Here is a 26,996-nt window from a genome sequence, read left to right as displayed (position 1 = left end):
TAACTATTTTAAATTATAAAACATTTCTTTCTGTTATGCTACAAAAATAGTCGATGTATGCTGTACTATATCTATATTTGTCAGACCTAAACTTAAAATTCGAACTATTATTGAATATATTGACTCTTCTTTTTATTGGTTGGTAAGATTAAGTATTACATTTTCTCATATAATAGTAAGAAAAGAATGTGTGATAATAATTCATTGTGTAGGAAGGGTACTTAAGCATGTTTCAATTACAAAAGTATAACACTTCTGTGAAGCAAGAGATTTTAGCTGGCATCACAACGTTTTTTACATTTGCGTACATTCTTGTCATCAATCCGAAAATATTGTCTGATGCAGGTGTACCTTTTGATCAAGCATTTACGGCAACCATTATTGCGACAGTTGTCGGAACACTATGTATGGCGTTTTTAGCAAATTATCCGATTGTCATTGCTCCAGCAATGGGGATGAATGCGTACTTTGCTTATTCTGTTGTACAAAAGGCAGAAGGCATTACATATGGCATTGCGTTTTCAGCAGTATTTGTAACAGGTATTATTTTTCTTTTACTATCCTTCACATCATTTCGTCAAAAGCTTATTGTAGCAATTCCAGATAGTTTAAAACAGGCTATTGCGGGTGGAATTGGGTTATTTATTGCTTTCATTGGTCTTCGTTTATCCGGGATTATCGTTGATCATCCATCTAATTTAGTTACAATTGGAGATTTTCATTCACCAGCTGTTATTTTAACACTAATTGGTTTAGTGTTAGCAGCAGTGTTAATGGCATTACGTGTGAGTGGTGCACTATTTATTAGTATGATTGTGACGGGCATCATTGCCTTTTTTACAGGTCAACTTAAGTTTGAGGATAAAATTGCAGCTATCCCTCACTTACCAAAGGGAATCATTGTTTCAAATCCGATGACTGCGTTATCTGATGTGATTGAATATGGATTATACGGAGTTGTGTTTTCATTTTTACTTGTACTGTTATTTGATACAACCGGTGCCTTGCTTGGTTTAATTAAACAAGCTGGTTTAAGTACAGATAACACTGAAAAACGTTTCGGTAAAGCATTTATTGCTGATGCAATCGGTGGTACAACGGGAGCAGTATTCGGGACAAGTCCGACAGCAGCAACGATTGAATCATCAGCGGGAATTGCAGCAGGTGGTAAAACAGGATTAACAAGTATTGTAGTAATCTGCTTAACGATAGTTACTGCATTTTTCAGTCCTGTTATTGCCTCTTTATCAAGTGTAGCAGCAATTACTGCTCCATCATTAATCATTGTAGGAAGTCTAATGGCACAAAGTATTCGCGATATTAACTGGAATGAATTTGAAGATGCATTACCGGCGTTTTTAATTTTCGTAGGGATTCCATTAACATCTAGTATTGCGAATGGAATTGCACTTGGATTTTTAATCTATCCTATCTTAAAGATTGTGAAAGGGAAAGGGATGGAAGTTCATCCGCTTCTTTATTTCTTTGCGATTTTGTTTGGATGTCATTTATTTTTATAATGAGATAGAAAAAGGTACTCCTCATAGGTAGTACCTTTTTTCGTGTATAATAAGGTAAAACTTTTATTCGTAGAAATGGATAATTCGTTATGAAGAGAGAAATTGCATTTCAATAATAATGTAATTTAATAATGGAATATATAAGTTACAATTAATAGTGAAGGAGGGGCATGGATTGGCTGTAAGTAAAATAAAGGTCGCTCGTGTTCAGTTAGATTTAACACAACAACAATTAGCAGAAAAAGTAGGAGTTACACGGCAAACGATTAGTTTAATTGAAAAAGGAAAATATAATCCTTCTTTAGATTTGTGTTTAAAAATTTGTTATGCCGTAAATCAAACGTTAAATGATTTATTTTGGGAGGATAAGGAGTGAAGGATATCGATGAGGATCGTGAAAGATGAACGCTTAATGATTCAAGGACTAAAACATACTAGAATGGCATTTGTTTTACAAAACCTTGTGATATTAGGTATGGTTTTTTACCGTTATGTCATAAAAGGAGTGGGATATGAAGGCGGAGAACCGGTGAAACGAAGCTATTTTTTTAAATTGTTATTGCTCCCTATTACACTTGCAATTGTAATTATGGGAATTAATATGATTGTAACACCAAATGCTTCTTTAAAGGGCACAGGACTAATTGGTCTTGTTATATTTATTTGTTTCTTGGTACCATCGTTATATGCTTACAATTATAGAAGAACAATACGATCTGAAGAGGATGAATGAGACATAGAAAATATGAAAAATCCCCCACCTACCTCAAGCTCGTGTAGAGGTAGGGAGGGGTAGTTCAATTCATAATGTTTTATACATTAATTTATGAAGTCCAATCGGATGTATATCGAATGTTTCACCATGCTCAAGGAATCCTAATCGTTTGTAGTAATCTGTAACGGTAATACGAGCATTACACCATAATATCTCTGCTTGACGCTCTTTTAAGATTACTTCAGCTTGTTGGATTAATGAGCTACCGGCATGTTGTTTCCGAAAGGTGGGTACTGTAGCCATGCCTCGTAAACGATAGTGATGGTTACCCTGTAAGGAAGGGGGGATTTCATGAGAGAACGAAGCAATGCTAATGAGTTTATCATTTAAGAAGGCACCGAGATGAAAGGAATTTGTTTCGTAATCAGATGGGTATTTACAATCTTCCAACTGTTGAGTTGGACGTAAAATTTTTTGACGTAGTTCGTATGTTTCGGAGGCGTCAATACATTTAATTGTAACCATACATAATCCACCTTTCTTATGAAGATTTTTCTATGAGTTGTAAAAAGAAATAGGCCGGCGCAACACAAAGGCCTAATATGCTACAAGTACCAATAATAAGGGAAAGAAAGAGACAAAAGTATTTCGTTCCATTTGGCTTCTTCCATCCATAGCTGCAAATTTCAATGCTAATACCGATGAGAATAATGGCTACAAGTACCTCTGCTAATAATAAAAGAGCTAAAGTTGAAATAGACATAGTGTGATTCATCCTCATAATTTATGATAGTAATATTTTACCATAAGGAAGTAAGAATCTTAAGAAAAAAATTAAAAGTATTATGGTTTAGGGAAACAAGGAGTAATTGTTTTGTGTTATTTTTTACATGTCGATTTAAAAAGTCCCCTCTCAAATTTTGAAAGGGGACTTTTTGCTATTCTAATATGCTTTTCATTGTATCAATGTGCTCTTTTGATCCTGTTACAAGAAGTGTATCACCATTTTGTAATTTTGTATCACCGTGTGGTATTAATGCTTTATTACCGCGATAAATTTGAATGATGAGTACGTCACCTAGGAATGGCAAGCGACGAAGCGGTAAACCGTTATATGTATTACTACGTAATTCCACTTCACGAACCGTTTCATTCGCAGTCGTAATTAAACGAACGAGACTCGGCTTATCAATGAGTGCACGTAATAAAATGCGTGTGGAGTTAATCGTCGAGAATACAGCAATATGCTCTTGCGTTGCTTTTTCCTGTAAAAGAGGATCTTCTACACTTGCAATGACATGCTCAACGCCTAATTCTTTTGCGTGTTCTGCTAATAATAAGTTTTGCTCATCATCACTTGTTGCGACGACAACTCGATCTGCGTCGAAGGCTTTTTGTTCTTCTAATAGTTCTATTGTAATTGTATCTAGTTTTACGATTGGGAAGTCATGAGATTTTGCTTCCTCGGCATTTACTTTATTTTGACGCATCATGTATAGTGTTACATCATAGTCTTCGCGTTTTAAATCAAGTGATAATGGAAGCGTGATTCGACTTGCACCAATAATAGAAACTCTTGGTTTTGGTGTTTCCACTTTTGGAAACATCTTTTTAAATAATACAGGTGCAAAAATACATGTAATAACTGCACTCAAGATAAGTGAAGCAGACAGACTCGGACTAATAATATTTAACTTTTCACCAATTTGTGCTGCGGCAATAACTAATGAAAGTGTCGATGTTAGTAAAATGGCACTTCCTAATACGATGTTACGAGGATACCATTTTCTTAGCACGAGTGATGGCAATAGTTTTGAAATAAAGAGTCCGACAATTAAAATTGGAATCATTAACATACTAGAAGGCTCTTTAAAAATAGACCATACTTCTAAATTTACACCGACCATTACGAAGAAGATTGGAATGAAGAAACCATATCCGATGGAATCGAGTTTTTCAACCATATCTTCATTTGGTGATAATAAGGATACGAGTACACCTGCTAAAAAGGCTCCTAAAATGTTTTCTGCACCAACAGATTCAGATAATCCGACTAGTATTAAAATAAGCGCAAAAACAGCACGTGTGTCAATTTGTACACTACCAGCTTTTAGGCTTTCCAGGTATGGAATATTTTTAAAGCGTCTTGCAACAAAGTAAATTACAATACCTGCCCCAAATAGAACGAGAAGAAGCCACATGCTCTGACCGCTTTCAGAGTTTAATCCAACGAAAACAGCGAGTAAAATCATTGTCACTAAGTCCGCAATAACGGCGACTAACAAAATAATTTGACCGATTGCTGTTTTTCCTAAGTTGTTTTCTTTTAGTGTTGGGACAACAACACCTAAAGAAATCGTTGAGATAATCAATGTCATGAACATCGCGTTATCTACAAATCCAAGCCATACAAATATAAGTGATAGGGCATAGGATAAGATGAAAATAAATAAGAAGATAATGCTTGCTGCTTGGAACGTATTGGGTTCATTCGTCTTATTCTTTTTCCCTTTTTGTTTAAAGATAGAAAAATCAATTTCTAAACCGCTTAAGAACATTAAGAAGATAAATCCTAGCGTTGATAAAACTTGTAGCCACATATCTGGCTCGATAATATTAAATCCACTTTTTCCCACAAAAATTCCTGCAATAATTTCGGCAACAACGACAGGAAGTGCTTTTAGTTTAAAGCGTTGTAACAAAAGGGGAATGAAAAACGCGATTGCGACAACAATCATAAGTGATAGGACTGAGGAATGGTGTTCCACTGCGTTCTCTCCCTTCAAATAATATAGTACTCATTTTAGCCATATTATAGGAAGAAAAGCAATGCATGTGAACTCGATTCCATAAAGAAAGAGTTTTCTTAACATTTGTCATAATAAGTATAGGTTTCATGTTTATGTTTTAATTGCCGTAATGTGGATGATAAGAGAGGGGAAGAGAAAATAGTACAATAAATAAAAAAAGACTGCTGAGATTACCTCAGCAGTCTTTTTCATGTTCATTACATAGAGAAGAAAATCCAAACTGTACCAACAACCGTTACTGCAGCGATGAAAAAGTGGAATACGATTGTGATTGTTTGTATTACTCCTTCGCCTTCTGTCATGTGCATAAACATAACAAATTGCAATGCTGCTTGTGCCACTGCCATTACAAGAATGGCTGTTAAGATTGTTGAAAGTGGCAAGCTTGTATATAACGTTACATATACAGCGAGGAACGTTAATGCAAGCGATAAAATAAATCCGAAAACGTGTGACCATGGAAAACCGCTATGTGCGTTTGCTTGAGTATTGTTTTGTCCCATTATTACGCCACCATCCCATTCAAGTAAACTAGTGTGTAAATGAAGATCCAAACAACATCAAGGAAATGCCAGTATAAGCTGATAATAAATACTTTACGAGCTGTAACTGGTGTTAAACCTCGTTTTAAAATTTGGATAACAACACAAGTTGCCCAAATGATACCAGCTGTTACGTGGGCACCATGCGTTCCAAGAAGAACGAAGAATCCAGATAAGAATCCGCTTGTTTGGATTGTTGCGCCTTCTGCAACATAAGCCATAAACTCTTCAACTTCAAAGAAAAGGAAGCCTGCACCTAAAATTAATGTGAAGATGAACCATCCTAACATTGCTTTTTGGTTGTGCTTACGCATTTCATGAATTGCGATACCGCATGTAAAACTACTTGTTAAAAGTAGGAGCGTTTGAATTAAAAGGGTTTTAAGTTCAAACAGCTGAGCTGGTGTAGGGCCATCAGCCGTACGACCAGCAAGTACTAGATAAGAGGCGAAAAGTGTTGCGAACAGCACGATTTCAGCCCCAAGAAAAATCCAAAACCCTAAAATATTCAATCTGCTTTGTTCGGATTGATATTCTAGAGGTAAGCTTTTATCTAAAGCCGCCATTTCGTTTCACCTCTCATGCAACATGTTCTGTCTTTTTAATTTCATCTACGCTAACGTAATATCCGTCGTCGTAATCAAACGAGCGCCAGATCATACAACCTAACATACCAATACCACCGACAATTGCTAACCAGAACCAGCTAAATACTAGTGCAAAACCTGCAAGACCGATAAAACAAGACATAATGATTGGAACGCCTGTAGTACTTGGCATATGAATTGGTTTCAACTCTTCAGGTTTTGGTGTAATAGTTTCGCCGTTCTTCTTCATTTCCCAGAATACATCACTAGACTTAATTTCTGGTAATTTTGCGAAATTGTAATGTTGTACTGGAGATTGTGTTGCCCACTCAAGTGTACGAGCATCCCAAGGATCTCCGGTTACATCGCGCTCACCGTGACGAATGCTATAAACTACGTTGTAGCATAATAAGGCGAAGCCAATTGCCATCATTACTGCACCGACAGATGCGATTTGGTTTAACCAACCCCATCCAAGGTCTGCAGAGTAAGTGTACATACGACGAGTCATACCATCTAAACCTAAGAAGTACATTGGGAAGAAACAAATGTTAAATCCACTCATAAAGATCCAGAATGTCCATTTACCAAGGCGTTCATTTAGCATATGACCAGTCATCTTCGGATACCAGAATGTAAATCCAGCAAGCATCGCGAATACTGTACCAGCGATTAATACGTAGTGGAAGTGAGCGATTAGGAAGTAGCTGTTATGGTATTGATAGTCAGCTGCTGCCATCGCAAGCATAACACCCGTAACTCCACCAATTACGAAGTTTGGAATAAATGCCAATGACCAAAGCATTGGAACTGTAAAACGGATACGACCTTTATAAAGCGTAAACAACCAGTTAAAGATTTTAACACCGGTTGGGATAGAAATTGCCATTGTTGAAATCGAGAAGAATGAGTTAACTGCTGGTCCTGCACCCATTGTAAAGAAGTGATGCAGCCATACAAGACCACTTAGAGCTGCGATTGCAACCATTGAATACACCATTGCTGTATATCCAAATAAGCGCTTGCGTGAGAATGTACTTACGATTTCAGAGAAAATACCGAATGCCGGTAAAATAACGATATATACTTCAGGGTGACCCCATACCCAGAACAAGTTCGCCCAAAGCATTGGCATACCGCCGCTTGCCATTGTAAAGAAGTGAGCATCAAATAGACGGTCGAATGTCATTAATGCAAGAGCAACTGTTAATACTGGGAAAGCAAAGATAATGATTACACATGTAATTAGAATAGACCATGTAAACATTGGCATTTGCATTAACTTCATGCCTGGTGCACGCATTTTTAAGATTGTTACCATGAAGTTAATCCCTGTCATCAGCGTCCCGAGACCTGAAATCTGCAATGCAATTGCATAGAAATTATTTCCTACTCCAGGTGAGAATTCTGTACCAGCCATTGGGAAGTATGATGTCCACCCAGCGTCTGGAGAACCACCGATAACGAAGGCGATGTTAAATAACATAGCACCTACGAAGAATAACCAAAAACTTAATGCATTTAAGAAAGGATATGCAACGTCACGTGCTCCAATTTGAAGAGGAACAACAACGTTCATAAGTCCCATAACAAACGGCATTGCCATGAAGAGAATCATAACCGTACCGTGTGTTGTAAATATACCATTATAGTGTTCAGCGTTTAAATATGTTGTGTCAGGGAACGTTAACTGGGCACGAATCATTAAGCCGTCCATACCGCCGCGGAACATCATTACAATTGCTGAAATGATATACATAACCCCAATTTTCTTATGGTCAACAGAAGTTAACCACTCATCCCAAAGCCATCTCCATTTTTTGTACTTTGTTAGCACAAAAAGGATCGCTAACGTCACAAGAACAATAGATACGTCCGCTCCATAGATAATCGGATCGCCTGTGACAAAAAATTCATCAAGCTTCACTATATTCACTCCAATCTGTCGGAATATTCGTTATTACTTTTTGTTTTTGTAGTAGTTGTAATCACAATATTCAAGTGATTTTGGATCTACGTATTTTAAATGTGTATTAGTGAATGTCATACGCCCTACTACACCAGGTTTAATGATTTCATTGTATTTTTCTTCTGTAAGTGGTTTAGCAGTTTCTTTTACTTCTTTTACCCACTTGTCATACTTTTCTTTTGTTTTTGCTTCAAGCTCAAATTCCATGTCAGTGAATCCTTCACCAGAGAAGTTTGCGCTACGGCCAATGTAAGAACCTGGCTTATCAGCCTGTAGATATAAGTCCATAATCATGCCATCCATTGTGTATTTCATACCACCAAGCTCTGGAATCCAGAAGGCATTCATTGGACCAACAGAAGTTAGCTTAAATTGAATTGGTACACCTGCTGGTACATTTAAATAGTTAACGGTTTCAATATTTTCCTCTGGATAACTGAATAACCATTTCCAGTTGGCAGATGTAACGTAAATTTCAACTGGTTTCATATCTTTTGTTTGCTCTGGCTGCTTTTCCGATGCAAATGTTGCTTTTACTGTTGGGATTGACAATGCAATCACGATGATAACAGGGAAAATAGTCCAGATAATTTCTAAAAGAGTATTACCGTGTATATCAGGTGGCTCATAGTCCATATTTTCTGGTTTTTCACGGTAACGAATCAAGATGACTGTAAACAAGATAAATACAATTGCAATAATCAACGACATGAGTATGAATGACCAAACGATTAAATCATACTGTGTTTTTGCAACAGGCCCCTGCGGATTTAATACTGCAAGTTTTTTATCACAGCCACCGAGGAACAAGAGTAGTGATAGTGGAAGAAGCGAAGCCAACTTCCAAAATTTTTTTTTCAGTTGCACGATTGAAAATCTCCTTTCTCCTTGGATTGAAACTATGCCAATAAAACAATATAAACCTATTAATTTATAGAAGGCAATAGTTTTTGTCATATTGTTAAAAAATAGACACAAATGCACACTTTTTACGGTGAATATCATTTGTAACTTGATAACATTGTAAACTATTTTTTTGATGAAAACATGATTGTAAAAATTTTAAGATAAATAAAGTTATACCAGCATATCCAAAAAATAGAAAAAAACTATCTTATCATAGGATAAGATAGTTGAATATTTTATATATTTAGTTTATTCCTTGTGTAATATTTCGTTGCTTTTCAAATGTGACAACTTTTTTATATTTAATTTGATACAAGATGTAGCAAATAATCATAAATGGAATTCCGCAATAAAGTGCGATACGTTGATCCGGTATAAAAGCTAAACTAACGAATGTAATGAAATTTAAAGAAAAAGCAACAATTGGAACGATTGGATAAAGGGGTGTACGATATTTTAAATCGTTTATATTTCCGCCATTCTTTATAAAATCTCTTCGAAAGAAAAATTGTGAAGCAGCAATTGACATCCAGACGACAACTGCTGCCATCGCTGCAATTGATGTTAGTACTAAAAAGACTGTATCTGCTGCAAATACGCTTGTTAAAAGCGAGAGACTTGCAAAGACTAAGCTGAAAATTAAAGCATTCAGTGGTAGTCCCTTTTTTGTTAATTTTGCAAATGCAGGACTTGCCATACCTTGTTTTGACATAGCCCAAAGCATACGTGAATTCGCGTATAATCCTGAATTTGCTACTGATAGTACAGCAGTAATAATGACAAAATTCATAATGTCAGCCGCATATGGAATACCAACTGTATCAAAAACAAGTACAAATGGACTTTCTACAAGATTAGCCTCCTGCCATGGAAGTAAACCAACAACAACAGCAATTGCTAGTACGAAAAAGAATAAAGTACGCCAAATTGTATTTTTAATTGCTTTTGGAATTGTTTTTTCAGGGTTTTCACTTTCACCTGAAGCAATTCCAATTAGTTCGGTTCCTTGGAAGGAATAATTTACAGTAATCATTGTGAGAAGAACAGCTAAGGCACCATTTGGAAATAATCCACCATTTTCGGTGAAGTTATGAAGCATTGGTGCGGGTTGCCCATTGAAATCTAAGAACCCAAACATAACAGCGCCTCCAAGTATAATGAAGACAACAATTGTTGAGACTTTTACACTGGAAAACCAAAACTCCGTCTCTGCAAATGCTTTTGTTGATAAAGCGTTTACAAGAAAAAGGATTACTGCAAATGTAACACACCAAATCCATGAAGATACGTCTGGAAACCAACGCTTCATTAAAATGCTAACAGTCGTTAGCTCTACCCCAACTGTAACAGCCCAGTTTAACCAATACATCCAGCCAACGACAAATCCAAAACCAGGTGAAATAAATTTGCTTGCATAACTTTGGAATGAACCTGCTTCTGGCATGGCAACGGATAATTCGCCAAGACAGAGCATTGTTAAATACATGACGAAACCACCAACTAAAAATGCAAGGATTGCCCCACCAGGTCCGGCATTATGGACGATTTGTCCTGATCCCATGAATAATCCCGTACCGATGACACCTCCGAGCGCAATCATAAAAAGGTGTCTGCTTTTCATTGTACGTTTTAAACTAGTTTGTTCTGTAGTTGTTTGATTCATATTCCCTTCACCCCGTACTTTTCTCTTGTTTGTTTTACTCAATGAATATTGAGCTTGCTTCGTTTCGCTAATCATCAGTGGGGGATAAAAAACATACTGATTGTAGTTTTCTTTATGTTCCTATACGAATGGATTACGTATATTTTCTGGGTGCTTGAGTAGTCATAAAAAACAACAACGAAACGATTAGTGTTCCTTGATTTTTGTTTTGTGAATAAAAGAAATTCAATTTCTTTAACCACATTAAACATTTTTAATTCTAGCAAAATATTCTGAAAATGTATATTCATTTTTCTTTTTATTACAAAAAATTAGAATTTTAAAACAGTTGAATTGAATAATAATTCATATAATCTTTCTAGCAAACTAGGTAGAAGAAAGGTACAATAAAAAGGATAGTGTTTGATGAAAATAATGATGTAATGGAGTTTTGCATATGTTTAAAAAATTCAAATATATATGTATTGTAGGAATTATACTTGTTGTTGCTATTTTTGTAGGGAAAAATAAAATTCTTCAAAAAGTACAAGAGTTACGAGTGAATTTTTTGTTTGATATGAAAGAAACAGCTATGATTGAAAATGTTCCATTTATAAAACAACTTCCGGAATTACAGCGAGGTTGTGAGGTTACGAGTTTAGCAATGTTATTGCAGTATAAAGGTGTACAAGTGGATAAGATGCAACTTGCAAGTGAAATCAATCATGTTCCATTTAAAGAAAATAATCTTCGAGGAAATCCTCATGAAGGATTTGTTGGAAATATTTATACGAAATCCGAACCAGGTTACGGTGTTTATCATGGGCCGATTTTTAAACTTGCAGAAAAGTATGTACCTGAAAAAACGATTAATTTAACTGGAAGAGAGATTGAAGATGTATATAAAGTCATTAGTTCAGGCTCACCAGTATGGGTAATTGCAAATACAACGTTTCAGCCGCTAGCTGAGGAGAGTTTTGAAACCTGGAATACAAATAACGGTGATGTGAAAATTACATATTATGAGCATAGTGCAGTAGTTGTTGGGTACGATCAAAACTTTGTATATATGAATGATCCGTTAGCTAACAATCCGAATAAAAAAGTATCACGTTCTGAATTTGAAAAAGCGTGGGAACAAATGGGAAAACAAGCAATTACTATTTTATAAAAATAAAAGCTATCTAATGTTAGGTGGCTTTTATTGTAAGTTAAATATTCGGAATATTGTTTATTTTGTTTTTGCTTCGAGCTATAATAACGTTTAGCTTAGTGAAGAAAGGAAGAGGATAGATGGGTGAAATCAAAGATATTGTTCTTTCTAAAGAACGATTAATAAAATGGAGAAGGCATTTTCACAGATATCCAGAGTTATCTTTTCAAGAAGAAAAAACATCTCAGTATATATACGACATACTTCAAACAATTCCTCATCTAGAAATTTCAAGGCCGACAAAGTACAGCATGATGGCAAGATTAATTGGTGAACAACCTGGAAAAGTGATTGCAATTCGTGCTGATATGGATGCCCTTCCAATTCAAGAAGAAAATCAATTTGAATTTGTTTCTACATATCCAGGAGTGATGCATGCATGTGGGCATGATGGTCACATTGCAATGCTCCTTGGCACTGTATATGCGCTCGTAGAGCAAAGGGAAAAAATTAAAGGGGAAATTCGTTTTCTATTTCAACATGCTGAAGAAAATTTTCCAGGTGGTGCACAAGAAATGGTTGCAGCAGGCGTGATGGAAAATGTGGATTATATTATCGGGGCGCATCTTTGGGCTTCTTTAGAAGTTGGCAAAGTTGGTGTGATTTATGGTCCAGCGATGGCAGCGCCTGATGTATTTAAAATATCAATAGAAGGAAAAGGTGGACATGCGGGTATTCCGCATGAAACAGTTGATAGTATTGCAATCGGTACACAAATAATTACGCAGCTCCAACAAATCGTATCGCGTCTTACGAATCCGCTAGATTCTCTCGTTTTATCTGTAACGCAGTTTCATGCGGGAACAACGCATAATGTAATTCCAGAACAGGCAACAATTGAAGGGACGGTAAGAAGTCTGAAGCATGAATTACGAGAACAAACTGCGCAGCGAATTGAAAAGTTTGTTAAACATATTACGGAATCTTATGGCGCAAATTATACATTTTCATATGAGTACGGCTATCGTCCAGTTGTAAATGATGAACAGGTTACGCAATTTGTTGAAAATACAGCACTAGAGCTTTACGGAAGGGAACAAGTAGTTCGTTTAGAGCCGACGATGGCCGGAGAAGATTTTTCGGCCTTTTTACAAGAAGCGCCAGGCACATTTTTCTTTATTGGTGCTGGGAATAAAGAGAAGGGGATTGTGTATCCGCATCATCATCCTCGTTTTACAATTGATGAAGATGCTTTGCCGATTGGGGTAGAAGTTTTTGTTTCATCTGTGTTGAATTTTATGAGAAAAGGAGATAGTAGATAAAGTGAAACTTTAATCAGTGGGGGTTTTCTCCATCCCCCACTGATTATTAGCACTCACCAATCGGGAGTGTTACTGTCCGTTAATGCGGGATAAATAATTCATATGTAAGAGCTATCTTATAAAAGAGATAGCTCTTTTTGTATATATTTGTTTCTATTGGCGAAATCTAACTACAACTTGTTGAAAAGAAAGTTAGGTGGGGAATTTGTTAAAGTTAGATGCTAACTTATCTAAAATTACAAAGGAAATTCGAGAAAAGTTAGATTCACCTAATGATCTAACGGTTAGAGAATTTACACTTGCCGGTTGCTCTACACGTTGTGCGGTTGTTTTTTTATGCGGATTAACAGATAAAGATAATATTTATAAGTTTATTATCAGGCCACTTCAATATGAAGAATTACCAAAACAAGCTGCAATCATTCAAACTCTGCTGGATCGTTTCCTTTCTATTACAGAGGTGAGTATTGCAAAAACGTTTCCGGGGATTATAAATGCTCTTTTAGCTGGAGATACAATCGTACTAATTGATGACATTCCATCTGCGGTAGTTGTAAACAGTCGAGCGTGGGAAAAAAGAAGTTTAGAATCTCCGGTTACAGAAGCTTTAATCCGTGGACCAAGAATTGGATTTAATGAGGATATTAATGTAAATAAAATGTTAATTCGTCGTAGTCTGCGTGATCCGCAGCTCAGGTTTCAATCTTATATCATGGGGAAGCGTTCGCAAAAAGAAGTAACTTTAGTATATATAGAAGATATTATTAATCCTTATTTTGTAGAAGAGTTAAATCGAAGGCTCCAATCGATAGTAACAGATATTGTTCTTGAAACAGGAACAATTGAACAGTTAATTCAAGATAATAATTTGTCGCCTTTCCCGCAATTTTTGAGTACAGAAAGACCTGATAATGTAGTCGCTTCGTTGGCGAAAGGAAAAGCGGCAATTTTAGTAGACGGATCTCCTTTTGCTCTCATTGCCCCACTAGTTTTGATTGATATATTTCAATCCGTAGAAGATCATTATGAACGTTGGATAATTGGAACGTTACTAAGGTTTTTACGAATGGGGGCTGGTATTATTGCAGTTTTATTGCCAGCTATGTATGTAGCTCTTGTCTCTTATCATCAAGGGCTGATTCCATCGAAATTGGCTTATTCTATTGCTGGAGCGAGAGAAGGGGTGCCATTTCCAGCTTATATTGAAACGTTTATGATGGCGCTCACGATGGAACTGATAAGAGAGGCCGGTATCAGGCTACCAAGACCGATGGGGCAAACAATCGGAATTGTTGGTGGGCTTGTAATTGGAGAAGCGGCAGTAAGTGCAGGGATTGTAAATCCTTTTTTAGTAATTATCATTGCTGTAACTGCCATTGCTACTTTTTCTCTTCCGGTATATAGCATCACAATTACATTTCGAATTTTATTATTTGTATTCGTTTTAGCTGCTACAGTATTCGGACTATACGGTATTATTTTGGCTTTAATTGCGCTAGCAATTCATCTTACAAATTTAAAGAGTGTGGGAGTACCTTATACCACGCCTATTGCGCCAGCATTCTATAAAGATTGGAAAGAAGAAATTATTCGCTTACCAAAAGCAATGCTTAAGGAACGACCAGAATATTTACAAACGAAGGATGATACATTACGTCCAAAGGAGCGGGAGTAAATTGAGACCATTTGAGTACGGGGATGAAGAAATTGGATCTCGTGAACTTGCTGTTGCAGTATCTTCAGCTATTATTGGTACTGGTGCATTGGCAATGCCAAGGGTCATTGCTACACAAACTTTGTTTTCTGATGGTTGGATCATTTTATTAGCGGGTGGAACTATATGTGCATTTTTTGCTTGGTTTGTAACAAAAGTTGCGATTTTATTTCCAAAACAAAATTTTGTTGAATATACAAGTGTTTATTTAACAAAACCAGTTACTTACGTATTTAGTGTTATTTTGATTTTGACATTTGTTGCATTGACAGGGTATGAGGTCAGAACAATTTCTATTATTTCACAAATGTATTTATTTAGTGATACGCCTATACAATGGCTTTCTTTTTTCTTTTTACTGGTTGTGATTTACGGAGTAAGTGGATCAAGAGCTGCATTACTAAGACTGAATGTAATATTTTTACCGATTGTCCTAATAGCTATGTTGCTCTTGTCTTTATTAAATATAAATTTAATGGAGGTAGATAGCTTATTGCCAGTATTTCAAACAAAAGTAAGTAAATATGCAGCAGGAATTAAAGATTCTATTTTTACTTTTATTGGATTCGAAGTTGCTCTTTTTTATTCCATGATGTTGAAGGGGAATATAAAAAAAGCTCCTTTGGCTGTAGCCAAAGGAGTAATGGTAACTGTTATGTCGTATATTTTAATTTATGTAACCTGTATTAGTGTTTTTTCGTATATGACAACGAGGGGATTGACGTATCCTACAATTGAGTTGGGAAAGGAAATTGAAATTGGAGGAGGATTTTTAGAACGATTCGACGCAATCTTCTTTACGACTTGGATTATTACGGTTTATAACACAACAGCTATGTATTATGACATTGCTTCTCTATTGTTTTGTGCAATGTTTTCTAAATTAAATAAACATATTTTTATTTTTATAAGTGCACCTATTATTTTTATGATCAATATGGTTCCAGGAGATGTGAGAAAGTTATCGGATTATGGTACATATTTAGCTTGGATAGATATGGGGTGTATCCTATTGGTGCCCTTACTAGTGCTAATTGTATATAAAATAAAAAGAAGGGCTGGTAGAAATGAAACGCCTTCTTAAATTCATATACCTGATTAGTTTGTTATGTTATCTCAGCGCTTGTTCCGAGCAACAAGAAATTGAGGAGAGAGGGTTTGTTGTAGGGGCAGCGTACGATCTTGTAAAAGAAAAAAAGTCCAATCCGGTTATGAAGGGAACATACCAAATGGTTTTGCCTAGAACGCTAACACCACAAGGAGCACAAGGAAATACGGGGAGTAAAAACTATATTAATATTAGTGCGGTAGCAGATGGGGTTTTTGAACAAATTCGTATCGTTGCTAAAAAGATTAGTCGTGCACTATTTTTCCCTCATATACAAGTGCTAATTTTTTCTAACGATTTGTTAGCAAAACCGTATGTGTTAGAAAATACATTGGATGTATATGTTCGTGACCATGAAATGAGACGGAACATTCGTATTTTTGTTTCTGAAAAAAAAGCAGAGGATGTATTAAACCAAAGTGCAAAACCTGAGAATTTACCTGCAAAGTATATTGATATGTTAGTTGACCACGCTCCGAAAAATGCACAGATGATAGAAGCGGCTCGGATTGGTGATATTCAGGAGAAAATTACAGCTAAAAGAAGTTTTGTATTGCCTGTTTTAGGATTGACAAAACAAGGGGTGCAAATGAATGGAGCGGCTTTATTTAGAGGGAAGGATAATAAGCTTGTCGGTAGGTTGAGTGGAGAAAATACACTAGGATTAAATTATATTATTGGAAAGAAGATGGCGGGTTTTTTTACGATTCGTAAAGGGAATGAATTTGTTACATATGAAATTCATAAAATGCGTCGTAAAATTACTACGTCCGTTACAAATGCTACTAAGCCAAAGTTTGTTATTGATTTATCGTTAAAAGGAACTTTGGCAGAACTGCATTTTAGTGATCATGACCAAGTTATGGGAGAGAAGAAACTAAAGCAGTATATTGCAAAAGAGATGGAAAAACGTATTCAAAAAACAATAAAAATTGTGCAAAAAGATTATAAGGTGGATGTATTAGGCGTGGGAGAAGAATATAAACGTCATGATTATAAAAAGTGGAGCAAAATAAAAAAGAATTGGGATCAAGGTAAGAACTATTTTAGTAATTGTGACATTGTGGTTCAAGTACATCCAACAATTGAACATTCGGGTTCTTCATTGCCGACTCGGGTAAAGTAGGAGGGGTTGTCTTGTTTACTAAATTAAGTATAACCTGCACGGTATTAATGGCAATTCTCCCATATACAGTATACTTTCTTCATAAGAAAATTATGGAGTATGGTGCACAGCCGTGGCAAAAGAATAAGCAAAAAAGGAAATCTGAATAAATCTCAGAATTCCTTTAATAATCAACGAAGCGTTAATGAGATTCCCTCTATTGATGCCTGTCTCACTTTATCCCGCATTAACGAAAAGTAATCCACCCACCGCAAAATTCAAATGAAAGCGAGGAAGATAGGTGGTGAATAACTGTCCGTAAAAGCCCGATTGATGCGGGCCTTTACAGACAAGTGGGGATGAAAAAAACTCCCGACTGATAGAAGTTTCACTTTATACAAGCCCTAACCAATGTACCAATTGCGACGTGAGGAATGTAACAACAATGGCGATTACGGTAGGGATTGCAAACGATAGAAATGTCCATTTGGGACTTTTTGTTTCTTTATATATGTTAACCAATGTTGTTCCGCATGGGAAATGAAGTAGTGAGAACAACATTGTATTTAACGCAGTTAACCAAGTCCAGCCATGTTCTAAGAACAAGTTTTTAATTTGGTTTAAATCATCTAGTTCGGTTAAAGCACCAGTTGATAAATAAGACATTAATAAAATTGGAATGACAATTTCATTAGCTGGCAAACCAAGGATGAATGCAGCTAGAATAAATCCGTCAAGCCCGAGTGATTTAGCGAATGGATCTAAGAAATTCACAAAATACATAAGTAGGCTTGTGTCACCAACATAAATATTTGCTAATACCCAAGTTAGCATAGCGGCCGGTGCAGCTACGATAACCGCGCGTTTTAAAACATATAATGACTTATCAAGTGTGGAACGTACAATTGTATTCCAAATTTTCGGCTTACGGTATGGTGGTAACTCTAACGTATAGTGAGTTGGGACGCCTTTTAAAGCGGTTTTTGATAATACCCAAGATACAGTTAATGTTACAATAACCCCAATTATAACCATTCCTACTACAACACCTGCCGTAACAAGTGTTTGCATACTGCCGGTATATCCAGCGGCCATGAATAATGATGCCATTAATATTAATGTAGGCCAACGTCCATTACATGGAACGAAGTTATTTGTTAAAATCGCTAACATACGCTCGCGTGGTGATTCGATAATACGTGTTGACATAATGGCAGCAGCGTTACAACCAAACCCCATTGCCATTGTTAATGATTGTTTTCCGTGAGCGCCAGAACGTTTGAATAAACGATCCATGTTAAAAGCAACACGTGGTAAATATCCGTAATTTTCCAATAAAGCAAACATAGGGAAGAAAATAGCCATAGGTGGTAACATAACACTAATTACAGCTCCAGTACCACGGAATAAGCCGAGAATTAAGATGCCATGTACCCAAGTCGGTGCATTCATCGCTTGAAACCAAGCGGTTAAATGACCTTCTGCCCACCCGAAAAATTCAGCAATCATATCAGATGGCATGTTAGCTCCTGCAATTGTAAGATAAAAAATAATAGATAAAATTCCGAGCATAATTGGGAATCCGAATATAGGAGAAGTGAAAATTTTATCTAGCCTCTCTGAACGGTATAACTTATCAGTATTCGTGTATTGAACAGCTTCTTTACATATACTTGCGGAAGTTCGATAAATATCCCCTACAATATCATCTCGTATATCATCTTTTGTAAGTGTTTGTGCATGTTGAACAATATAATCTAATGGAAGAGCCTTACTGGCTGAGTGAGATTTCATTTATTACGACCTCCCTTATCAGCGGCTCTTTATGATGTTTTTGAAGTGTAGCTAGAAAGTTTTTATCTCCATCTAGTATTCGTAGTGCAACCCAGCGTGCAGGGTATGTATCACCGAATACTTTATAAATTTGAGGTTCTAATTGCTGAATCATATTTTCAATTTGTTCATTATAAGTAATTTGAACAGGTGTAGGAATTAATTTTTTGCTAGCCACTTTAGCGATTACATTTAGCAAATGCCCGATTCCAACGCGGTTTCGAGCCGAAATTTTGACTACAGGTACACCCAGTGATTTTGCTAATTTCTTTTCATCAATGACGATTCCTTTTTTTTCTGCTTCATCGATTAAGTTAATACACACTATAACGTCGTTAGTCATTTCCATCACTTGTAATGCTAAATTTAAATTTCTTTCCATTGCAGTTGCATCTACAACTACTACTGTTACCTCAGGTTTTTCAAAAATAATATAATCCCGTGCAACTTCCTCATCTGCAGAGTTTGAATATAGGGAGTATGTTCCAGGTAAATCAATTACGGTATATACACTTCCGTTATGTTCATATTCACCTTCTGCTTTTAATACAGTTTTGCCAGTCCAGTTTCCGGTATGTTGTTTTAATCCTGTTAACGTATTAAACAATGTGCTCTTTCCGGTATTTGGGTTTCCTGCTAGCGCAATGCGATGGTTTTTCATACTAAATCATCTCCTATTAATCTCCCGAAAATAAGGGAACTTTCTTCACTACGCAGTGCAATGGTCGTATTGCTCACTTGATAAGCGGTTGGATCTCCGAGCGGGCTTCTTTGCAATACTTTAATAGTAGCTCCGGGAATAAAGCCTAAATCTAATAAACGACGTTTCATAGTTCCTTCTAATTGTATCTTCTCGATTTGTACAAACTGCCCTGTTTGGAAATTTGAAAGGGGTTTGATATTAGCCGATACCATAAAAGTTACCTCTTCTCTATATTTTTAGTGTTGGTTTAAAAAGTTTGCCGAGGGAAACTTCTTGTTACTAATATAGTAGACTACATGAAATGATGTTGTCAATTGGTACTTTAAAAATATTCAATTATTTTTAGAATTGTTCCAATTTATTGTGTTGTACAGAAAAATATTACTGAAATTATGTGGGATACATGTGGAATGAACGCTATAAAGTTCAAAAAATAAAGAGATTTGTAAATGTATTTTTAATATAAGTAGTGAAACCAAGAATTTTATTTACAATACATTTACATTATTAAAAGTAAATTTACAATACGGGCAATTTTGTGTGGATTCTTTTGGTTTTTCTTATAAAAAGAGTTGGGATATATGGTTTTTTAGACTTATGACCTCTATTTACTTAAAATTAAAAATCGCTTAACACTAACACAATATTATTGTCCTACAATGAATTTGTGTTCGAAAGAAGTAGATGAATGTGAAAAAGCGATAATCCAAATGGGGGTACAAGACATGGTTATGAAAAAAGGTATTAAATTTTCGTTAGCGGCATTAGTGGTTGCTGGTGCTTTAGTTGGATGCGGCAAATCAGAAAGCACAGATAGCAAAGAAACTGCTAAAGGTAGTAACGATGCAAAACAAGAATTGTCGGGTACAATTGCGGCAGCTGGTTCTACAGCTCTTCAACCGCTTGCTGAAGAAGCGGGTAAAAAATTCATGGAAAAGAATTCGAAAGTTTCTATTCAAGTTCAAGGTGGCGGTAGTGGAACAGGGATTAACCAAGTAGCTTCTGGGGCGGTTCAAATCGGTAACTCTGATGTTCCAGCTGCAGATAAAATAAAAGATCCAGAAAAAGCGAAGGAATTAGTAGATAACAAAGTGGCAGGTATTGCATTTGCACTTGTTGTAAATAAAGATGTGAAGGTTGATAACTTAACTGTGAAACAAGTACAAGATATCTTCTCTGGAAAAGTTACAAACTGGAAAGAGCTAGGCGGTAAAGATGAGAAAATTAACGTGGTAAACCGTCCAGCATCTTCTGGTACACGTGCTACATTTGAAAAAACAGTTATGAAAGATGCGAAGATTAACGATGGAACAGGTACAACACAAGATTCTAACGGTGCGGTAGAACAAGCAATTAACTCTACTCCTGGTTCTATTAGTTATCTTGCAATGTCTTATATGGTAGGCGATAAAAAAGGTGCATTACAAACTGTGAAAATTGATGGTGCAGAGCCAAAAGTTGAAAATATTTCTGCGGGCAAATATCCATTCTGGTCTTATGAGTACATGGTAACAAAAGGGGAAGCGAAAGAAGCTACAAAAGCTTATATCGATTATGTAAAAGGTAAAGACTTCGAAAAACAAGTTGAAGATATGGGTTATATTCCAATGTCTAAACTGAATAAGTAAACATTTAACGGGCTGGCTGCGAGGCCAGCCTTGTTCATTTCAATCTATGAAGTGGGGTTGTGTCCTGTGATGAAGGGGAAAAAACAAATTAATTATGTAAAAAGTGAATATATCGGAAGAACGCTTGTTACGTTTTGCGGTATATTTATTGTTCTTGTTACATTAGCAATTATTGCATTTATTTGCGGGAAAGGAATTCAATCTTTTACGCAAAGTGGTATTTCATTTTCTGAGGTATTGACGTCAACAAAATGGAACCCGAATGCTGATCAGGGATCGTTTGGTGCTGTTATCTTTATTGTTGGTTCAATGCTTGTTTCATTAGGTGCGGTCGTTATTAGTGCGCCAATCGCGCTTGCCCTTGCGATATTTATGAACTTAATTTCACCAAAGTTTGGGAATAAGGTATTAAAGCCTGTTTTAGAATTATTAGTTGGAATTCCTTCAGTAGTATATGGTTTATTAGGGGTTACCATTTTAGTTCCGCTTTTACGTGATTCATTCGGTGGTGTTGGTTTTAGTTTAATTGCCGGTATTATTGTGCTCAGTATTATGATTTTACCTACTATTGCTAGTATTGCTTCCGATGCAATACGTTCGGTTCCCTTTGATTATTTGGAAGCCTCTTATGGTTTAGGTTCGACGAAATGGCAAGCGATTAGCCGTGTTATTGTTCCAGCTGCAAAAAAAGGTATTTTAACAGGGGTCGTTCTAGGATTAGCTCGTGCTTTCGGCGAAGCGTTAGCGGTTCAAATGGTAATTGGGAATACTGTTAAATTGCCTGAAGGGATATATAGTCCAACGGCAACGTTGACAGGTATTCTAACAATGGATATGACGAATACGTTAAATGGAACTGCCTGGAATAACGCTTTATGGACATTGGCAATGATATTACTTGTTATTTCATTCCTGTTTATTTTAGTAATACGAGCAATTGGCCAAAGAGGTGAACGATAGCGATGAACGCAAGAAAAGTAAATAATATTTGGACGGGTATTTTATATGCAGTTGCAGCGTTTGTAGTAGCTTTACTTGTTTTCTTAGTATACGAAATTTTGCAAAAGGGTTGGGGTTTTTGGGATCCAAGTTTCTTGTTCGGAGAACCAAGCAATACAAGAGCTGGAGGTGGAATTGGTCCGCAGTTATTCAACTCTTTCTATATGCTTGTTATTACCTTAGTCATTTCAATTCCGCTTGGATTAGGAGCAGGGATTTATCTTGCGGAATATGCGAAACAAGGACGCTTTTTAGGATTTGTTCGTTTATGTATTGAAACGATGGCATCACTACCTTCTATTGTTGTTGGGTTATTTGGTTTATTAGTGTTTGTTACAATGACTGGTTGGGGCTATACGGTAATGGGAGGAGCACTTGCTTTAACGATTTTAAATTTACCGGGTCTAACGCGTGTTTGTGAAAGTGCGATTACGGAAGTTCCGTCTAATGTAAAAGAAGCGAGTCTTGGGCTTGGTGCAACAAAATGGCAAACGATTGTGCGAATTATTATCCCCACAGCATTGCCGCAAATTATTACGGGGGTTATTTTAGCTGCGGGTCGTATATTTGGTGAGGCAGCGGCGTTAATTTATACAGCGGGATTAACATCACCGATTTTAAATTCTGCTGCCGATTTTTCAAGTCCTGCACACCCGTTGAATCCATTTCGACCAGCTGAAACATTAGCAGTTCATATTTGGAAATTGAACTCTGAAGGGATTATTCCAGATGCGAAGTTAATTGCGACAAAATCAGCAGCAGTCTTAATTATTATGGTATTACTCTTTAATATTATTGCCCGTTTTACTGCATCTGTACTTCATAAACGTTTTACGGGAGCTAAGAAATCTCGTAAAACAACGAAAGCCAAAGCGGCTTAAACGCTTGTACCCTAAATGGATAAGAAGCTCTCTGTTTATAAAAAAACAGGGAGCTTTTTTGTGTGAAGTGAATCCGGTAATCTCGGTTATAGCAGGAGTATGAAGATAAAATATTGTATATATACCTGTGTATGTAAATGCTGGAATGGAGATGGAGAGGAAGTTTTTCATGTTTTTTCTACAAATGTCAGGCTTTCCGGGTTCGGGAAAATCAACACTTTCTAGACGTATAGCGAAAAATACAGGTGCAATTGTTATTGATCATGATATTGTGAAAACGGCCTTACTAGAGTCGTTGGAAACTCGTCAAATTGAAACAACGGCCGCTGGTGGAATTTCGTATGAAATCGAATGGGCGCTAATAGATTTTCATTTATCCATGGGGCATAGTGTAATATTGGATAGCCCGTGTCTCTATATAGAAATGGTGGAAAAGGGGACGATCTTGTCTAGGGAACATCGTGTGAAATACAAATATATTGAATGCTATCTTAATAATATAGAAGAAATTAATAATAGGCTAAAGACACGAGAACGAATGATAAGTCAAATTGAGAAAGTGGAATCTGAAGAAGTGTTTAAAGAAGGGTTAGATGGTAGTAAACGACCATCTGATTTTACATATCTTATTGTAGATTCTGGGAAGCCTTTAGCGGATTATATTGATGAAGTGATGACGTATATGAATGAGTAGTCGTGAAATTATAATTGTATATTATAGTAGAAAAAACGTTATCTTCAAAACAGAAGATAACGTTTTTTGGTGTTAAGCTTTTGGTGTATCTATAGAAGAGACTACTTTTCTGCGTGAGCGTCGTTTTTTACCGAATTTATCTAACAGTTCATACATAACAGGGACGACAACTAGTGTGAGCACAGTTGAAACTGCTAAACCACCGATTACAACAACCGCTAAACTTTTAGATACCATACTGCCGGCTTGTGATTGGCTGAATAATAATGGTAACATCGCTACTATTGTTGTAATGGCTGTCATAATAATTGGTCGTAGCCTTGTAGAGCCTGCTTCTAGTAAAGCTTCCCGTGTCGTCATGCCGTGTTCTCTATTTTGTTGAACACGTTCTATTAATACAATGGCATTGGTGACTACGATACCAATTAACATTAATGCACCGATGAGTGCATTTAAATCGACTGGTGTTCTTGAAATGATTAATCCTAAAATACCGCCAACAGCAGCTAGTGGTAAAGAGAATAAAATCGCAAATGGAGCGCGTGCTTGCCCGAAAGTAATAACCATAATTAAATAAACAATCCCGATGGCGATACCCATGATTTTGAATAAATTTGTAAAGTCTTCTTGCATTGATTCAGTTGCACCAGCAATTTTAACTTTCGCACCGTTTGGTAGGTCTAATTCTGAAATAGCTTTGTTCACTTCAGTGTTTACTTTACTTAAATCTTCATTTGTTGCTTCGGCAGTTATTTGAATGGTTTCTTTTCCATCTTTATGGAAAATCTCTGTTTGTAATCGTTTTTCTGAAATGGTTGCAATATCTTTTAAAGGAATTGACCCTGCTATAGGTGATAAGATGTTTGTGTTAAGAATATCTTCCTTGTTACTTATCTTTTCTTGTTTATGTTCCAACATAATGGTTGTTTTCTCATCATTAATTGTCAGTTGCCCGATTGGTGATTTTTTCATAAGGAATGTAACTTGTTGTCCGGCTGTTTCTGGTGTTAATCCAACTTGTTCCGCTTTCTTTTGATCAATATCGATTTGCCATTCTTTTTTTGACTCTTCTCGATTTGTTTTTACTTTAGAAAGACTGTCTATACTTTTTAGTTTTGTTTCAACGACATCAGCAGCTTTTTTAAAATTTGTCTCATTGTTTGCTGTCACATTAAATTGTAAGTTGTTTCCTCCGCCGGAATTAGAATAGCTTGCTTTTGTATAATCGAATTCGGCTGGTTTAAAGTCTGCATGCTCTTTTTTAAGTTTTTTGATATATTGATCGATATCTGTTCCTTTTTTGAAGACTACAGCAATAGATGCAAGGTTATTTTTAGTTGTAAATCCAAACTGTGCATCTTCAGCACTGGAACCCATTCGTAAAATAACATCTTTTACATCGCTGTTAGAAAGTAATTTTTTTTCAAAATCAAAGGCTGTTTGCTTTCTAGATTCAAAATCGTAATTTGCTGGGAATGTCATCTGAATTGAAAGCATCGTATCGTCTTCTGATTTGATATTTGCTTTTGGAAGTAATATATAAGCAGCAATCGATCCGGCAAATAATAAGAAAGAAGAAAATAAAATAATAAACTTATGTGAAAGGGCCCACTTTAAAGTAGCTGTATACTTTCTTGAAGGTTTCGGTGTACGCTGCCTTGTTTTTCTCAGTAATAAAAATGCCATAAGTGGAACAACGGTTAAGGCCACCACTAGTGAAGAAAGTATAGAGTATACAACGGCCAATACCATAGGTAACATTAGCTTACCGATTGTACCTGATACAAGACCGATAGGTAAAAAGACAGCGACTGTTGTTAAAGTAGAAGAGGTAATCGCAACAGCTACCTCTTTTGTGGCGTCTAGAATGATGTCTTTTGAAAAATGTTCTTTTTGTAAGCGCCGGAAGATATTTTCAATGACAACAATACTATCGTCAACAAGTCGACCAACCGCTACTGCTAAGCCCCCGAGAGTTAAAATGTTTAATGTAACATTAGATTGATCAAGTAAAAATAGTGTTAGTAAAATGGATAACGGAATACTAACGACAGCGATAAGGGTTGTTCGAACGCTGCGTAAAAAGATTAAAATAATAAATGTCGCAGCAATTGCTCCTAAAATGACTTCTTTCCCCATGCTCATAACTGCATTTTCAACTTGTTCGTGAGTAGAGGATATTAATTTAATTGTATAAGTATCTTTATATTCTTTGCTTATAGTTTTTATTTTTTTATCAATTTCTTTTCCGATTGCAACTGCATTTTTGCTAGGTTCTTTCATAATAACTAATCCAGTTCCCTCTTCGCCATTCACATGTGAAACGGTATCAAAATGTTGTTTTATTTTTACTTGAGCTATATCTTGTAATTTGATTTGAGGGGTAAGTGACATGTTTTTTATTTCATCTACATTTTTGACATTTCCAATGACGCGTAGGCTGTGGTCTTCGTTATTGACAGTAACTTGACCAACTGGAGTGGAAGTTTCTTTTCCTTGTAAAGCGGCTAATACTTGCTGTGGTGTTACGTTTTTATTTTTCATTTCATTTGGGTCTAAGAGGATAGATAACTCGGATGTTGATTTACCGTAATACATGACGTTAGCAACGCCGTCGATATTTTCAAGTTGCGGGATGATTTCTTCTTCAATCTGTTTTTCGTCTGCTTTTGTAAAACCATTCTGTTTTTGAACGGTAATTTGTGCAAGTGGAATCATAGAGGTATTAAGTTGACTAACGACGGGTTTTGTAATTTCTTTTGGGAAATTTACGTTGCTGGTAATTTTTTCGACCTCGCGTGTAACATCCTTCATATTAGCTTTAGATGTATAAGCGATATCGATACGAGATAAACCTTCATAAGTAGAAGAAGTTATTGTATCGACGTGTTCCAAATTTCGAAACTTTTTTTCGAGCGGTTCGGTTACTTCTTTTGTCAATGTTTCAGCATCTAGCCCTTGAGACATTGTAGTGACAGTTATTGCGGGATTATCGACGCTGGGTAGAAACTCCATCGGTAATTTGGAGCCGGAATAAATGCCGAGCACAGAAATGAGAAAAACCATGATGATGATAGCGGCTCGATTTTTTAATGAGAATTTTGTTAACCTATCCATAAAAATGATTCCTCCGTTTAAGTTGTTTTTTAGCCTACTTCGTTACTA

At 36.2% G+C, this 26,996-nt stretch carries 25 protein-coding genes; 13 read left to right on the top strand and 12 right to left on the bottom strand.

From position 1 onward, the window contains the following. The first annotated feature begins 227 nt into the window (after positions 1 to 227). The 3 genes from MHH71_RS12420 (at position 228) to MHH71_RS12410 (ending at position 2,253) form a co-directional block, all read left to right on the top strand. The gene (locus MHH71_RS12420; RefSeq protein WP_006093562.1) at positions 228 to 1,520 is read left to right on the top strand and encodes an NCS2 family permease; all 1,293 of its coding nucleotides are present in this window, start codon (positions 228 to 230) and stop codon (positions 1,518 to 1,520) included. Positions 1,521 to 1,695: 175 nt separating this feature from the next. Further along, on the top strand, positions 1,696 to 1,896 hold the full coding sequence (locus tag MHH71_RS12415) for a helix-turn-helix transcriptional regulator (RefSeq protein WP_016113146.1): 201 nt from the start codon (positions 1,696 to 1,698) through the stop codon (positions 1,894 to 1,896). A 9-nt stretch (positions 1,897 to 1,905) separates the two neighbouring features. After that, a complete protein-coding gene (locus MHH71_RS12410; RefSeq protein WP_033795886.1) occupies positions 1,906 to 2,253 on the top strand; it encodes a hypothetical protein in 348 nt (115 codons plus the stop codon). A 69-nt stretch (positions 2,254 to 2,322) separates the two neighbouring features. Here MHH71_RS12410 and MHH71_RS12405 read toward each other — a convergent pair whose 3' ends face one another. The 8 genes from MHH71_RS12405 to MHH71_RS12370 all read right to left on the bottom strand — a co-directional run bounded on the left by MHH71_RS12405 (position 2,323) and on the right by MHH71_RS12370 (position 10,712). Next, entirely contained in the window at positions 2,323 to 2,760 is a 438-nt protein-coding gene (locus MHH71_RS12405) for a GNAT family N-acetyltransferase (protein ID WP_006093564.1), read from the bottom strand. A gap of 16 nt (positions 2,761 to 2,776) precedes the next feature. Continuing rightward, on the bottom strand, positions 2,777 to 3,010 hold the full coding sequence (locus MHH71_RS12400; protein ID WP_080740155.1) for a DUF4022 family protein: 234 nt from the start codon (positions 3,008 to 3,010) through the stop codon (positions 2,777 to 2,779). A gap of 163 nt (positions 3,011 to 3,173) precedes the next feature. Then, positions 3,174 to 5,003 carry a monovalent cation:proton antiporter family protein gene (locus MHH71_RS12395; protein WP_018781974.1) on the bottom strand — a complete coding sequence of 610 codons (1,830 nt, stop codon included), beginning with the start codon at positions 5,001 to 5,003 and terminating at the stop codon, positions 3,174 to 3,176. A gap of 239 nt (positions 5,004 to 5,242) precedes the next feature. After that, positions 5,243 to 5,548: a cytochrome aa3 quinol oxidase subunit IV gene (qoxD, locus tag MHH71_RS12390; protein WP_003195276.1), complete on the bottom strand. Its 306-nt coding sequence runs from the start codon at positions 5,546 to 5,548 to the stop codon at positions 5,243 to 5,245. Positions 5,549 to 5,550: 2 nt separating this feature from the next. Beyond that, on the bottom strand, positions 5,551 to 6,153 hold the full coding sequence (qoxC, locus tag MHH71_RS12385; protein ID WP_003195274.1) for a cytochrome aa3 quinol oxidase subunit III: 603 nt from the start codon (positions 6,151 to 6,153) through the stop codon (positions 5,551 to 5,553). A 13-nt stretch (positions 6,154 to 6,166) separates the two neighbouring features. Further along, complete coding sequence (qoxB, locus tag MHH71_RS12380; RefSeq protein WP_006093567.1) at positions 6,167 to 8,101, bottom strand: cytochrome aa3 quinol oxidase subunit I; 1,935 nt, start codon at positions 8,099 to 8,101, stop codon at positions 6,167 to 6,169. Positions 8,102 to 8,134: 33 nt separating this feature from the next. Further along, on the bottom strand, positions 8,135 to 9,010 hold the full coding sequence (gene qoxA, locus MHH71_RS12375; RefSeq protein WP_003205897.1) for a cytochrome aa3 quinol oxidase subunit II: 876 nt from the start codon (positions 9,008 to 9,010) through the stop codon (positions 8,135 to 8,137). A 283-nt stretch (positions 9,011 to 9,293) separates the two neighbouring features. Then, a complete protein-coding gene (locus tag MHH71_RS12370) occupies positions 9,294 to 10,712 on the bottom strand; it encodes an amino acid permease (protein ID WP_033798627.1) in 1,419 nt (472 codons plus the stop codon). 436 nt (positions 10,713 to 11,148) lie between these two features. Here MHH71_RS12370 and MHH71_RS12365 point away from each other — a divergent pair, with 436 nt between their 5' ends. From MHH71_RS12365 to MHH71_RS12340, 6 genes are all read left to right on the top strand, one after another. Then, entirely contained in the window at positions 11,149 to 11,862 is a 714-nt protein-coding gene (locus tag MHH71_RS12365; RefSeq protein WP_006093569.1) for a C39 family peptidase, read from the top strand. A gap of 122 nt (positions 11,863 to 11,984) precedes the next feature. After that, complete coding sequence (locus MHH71_RS12360) at positions 11,985 to 13,166, top strand: M20 family metallopeptidase (RefSeq protein WP_006093570.1); 1,182 nt, start codon at positions 11,985 to 11,987, stop codon at positions 13,164 to 13,166. Between the two features lie 196 nt (positions 13,167 to 13,362). After that, positions 13,363 to 14,841, top strand: a complete 1,479-nt coding sequence (locus MHH71_RS12355; protein WP_006093571.1) for a spore germination protein — start codon at positions 13,363 to 13,365, stop codon at positions 14,839 to 14,841. A gap of 1 nt (position 14,842) precedes the next feature. Next, on the top strand, positions 14,843 to 15,964 hold the full coding sequence (locus MHH71_RS12350) for an endospore germination permease (protein ID WP_006093572.1): 1,122 nt from the start codon (positions 14,843 to 14,845) through the stop codon (positions 15,962 to 15,964). After that, entirely contained in the window at positions 15,948 to 17,114 is a 1,167-nt protein-coding gene (locus tag MHH71_RS12345; protein ID WP_033798629.1) for a Ger(x)C family spore germination protein, read from the top strand. The genes MHH71_RS12350 and MHH71_RS12345 overlap by 17 nt, the downstream gene beginning before the upstream one ends. Positions 17,115 to 17,125: 11 nt before the next feature. Then, the gene (locus MHH71_RS12340; RefSeq protein WP_018781979.1) at positions 17,126 to 17,263 is read left to right on the top strand and encodes a hypothetical protein; all 138 of its coding nucleotides are present in this window, start codon (positions 17,126 to 17,128) and stop codon (positions 17,261 to 17,263) included. A gap of 223 nt (positions 17,264 to 17,486) precedes the next feature. Here MHH71_RS12340 and MHH71_RS12335 read toward each other — a convergent pair whose 3' ends face one another. From MHH71_RS12335 to MHH71_RS12325, 3 genes are read right to left on the bottom strand one after another with little or no spacing between them, the layout of a single operon-like run. Next, complete coding sequence (locus tag MHH71_RS12335; RefSeq protein ID WP_033798630.1) at positions 17,487 to 18,887, bottom strand: nucleoside recognition domain-containing protein; 1,401 nt, start codon at positions 18,885 to 18,887, stop codon at positions 17,487 to 17,489. Then, positions 18,865 to 19,587 (bottom strand): FeoB small GTPase domain-containing protein, encoded by a 723-nt coding sequence (locus MHH71_RS12330; RefSeq protein ID WP_033798631.1) that lies wholly within the window; start codon positions 19,585 to 19,587, stop codon positions 18,865 to 18,867. The genes MHH71_RS12335 and MHH71_RS12330 overlap by 23 nt, the downstream gene beginning before the upstream one ends. Further along, on the bottom strand, positions 19,584 to 19,841 hold the full coding sequence (locus MHH71_RS12325) for a FeoA family protein (RefSeq protein ID WP_006093576.1): 258 nt from the start codon (positions 19,839 to 19,841) through the stop codon (positions 19,584 to 19,586). Before MHH71_RS12325 ends, MHH71_RS12330 begins: the two co-directional genes overlap by 4 nt. Positions 19,842 to 20,354: 513 nt before the next feature. On the opposite strand from MHH71_RS12325, the gene MHH71_RS12320 reads away from it, so the two are divergent. From MHH71_RS12320 to MHH71_RS12305, 4 genes are all read left to right on the top strand, one after another. Then, complete coding sequence (locus MHH71_RS12320) at positions 20,355 to 21,257, top strand: phosphate ABC transporter substrate-binding protein PstS family protein (RefSeq protein ID WP_018765526.1); 903 nt, start codon at positions 20,355 to 20,357, stop codon at positions 21,255 to 21,257. A 69-nt stretch (positions 21,258 to 21,326) separates the two neighbouring features. After that, positions 21,327 to 22,217, top strand: coding sequence for a phosphate ABC transporter permease subunit PstC (gene pstC / locus MHH71_RS12315; protein WP_026008547.1), 891 nt, complete (start codon positions 21,327 to 21,329; stop codon positions 22,215 to 22,217). Positions 22,218 to 22,219: 2 nt separating this feature from the next. Continuing rightward, a complete protein-coding gene (gene pstA, locus MHH71_RS12310) occupies positions 22,220 to 23,137 on the top strand; it encodes a phosphate ABC transporter permease PstA (RefSeq protein WP_006093578.1) in 918 nt (305 codons plus the stop codon). A gap of 169 nt (positions 23,138 to 23,306) precedes the next feature. Then, positions 23,307 to 23,831 (top strand): AAA family ATPase, encoded by a 525-nt coding sequence (locus MHH71_RS12305; protein WP_018781982.1) that lies wholly within the window; start codon positions 23,307 to 23,309, stop codon positions 23,829 to 23,831. A 72-nt stretch (positions 23,832 to 23,903) separates the two neighbouring features. Here MHH71_RS12305 and MHH71_RS12300 read toward each other — a convergent pair whose 3' ends face one another. Further along, positions 23,904 to 26,948, bottom strand: a complete 3,045-nt coding sequence (locus MHH71_RS12300; protein ID WP_033798632.1) for an efflux RND transporter permease subunit — start codon at positions 26,946 to 26,948, stop codon at positions 23,904 to 23,906. Positions 26,949 to 26,996 lie beyond the last annotated feature (48 nt).

Source organism: Bacillus sp. FSL H8-0534, from assembly GCF_038005885.1.
Taxonomy (GTDB): Bacteria; Bacillota; Bacilli; order Bacillales; family Bacillaceae_G; genus Bacillus_A; species Bacillus_A pseudomycoides.
Note: the sequence above shows the minus strand (reverse complement) of the source record. Positions and strands in the feature narration are given on the sequence as shown.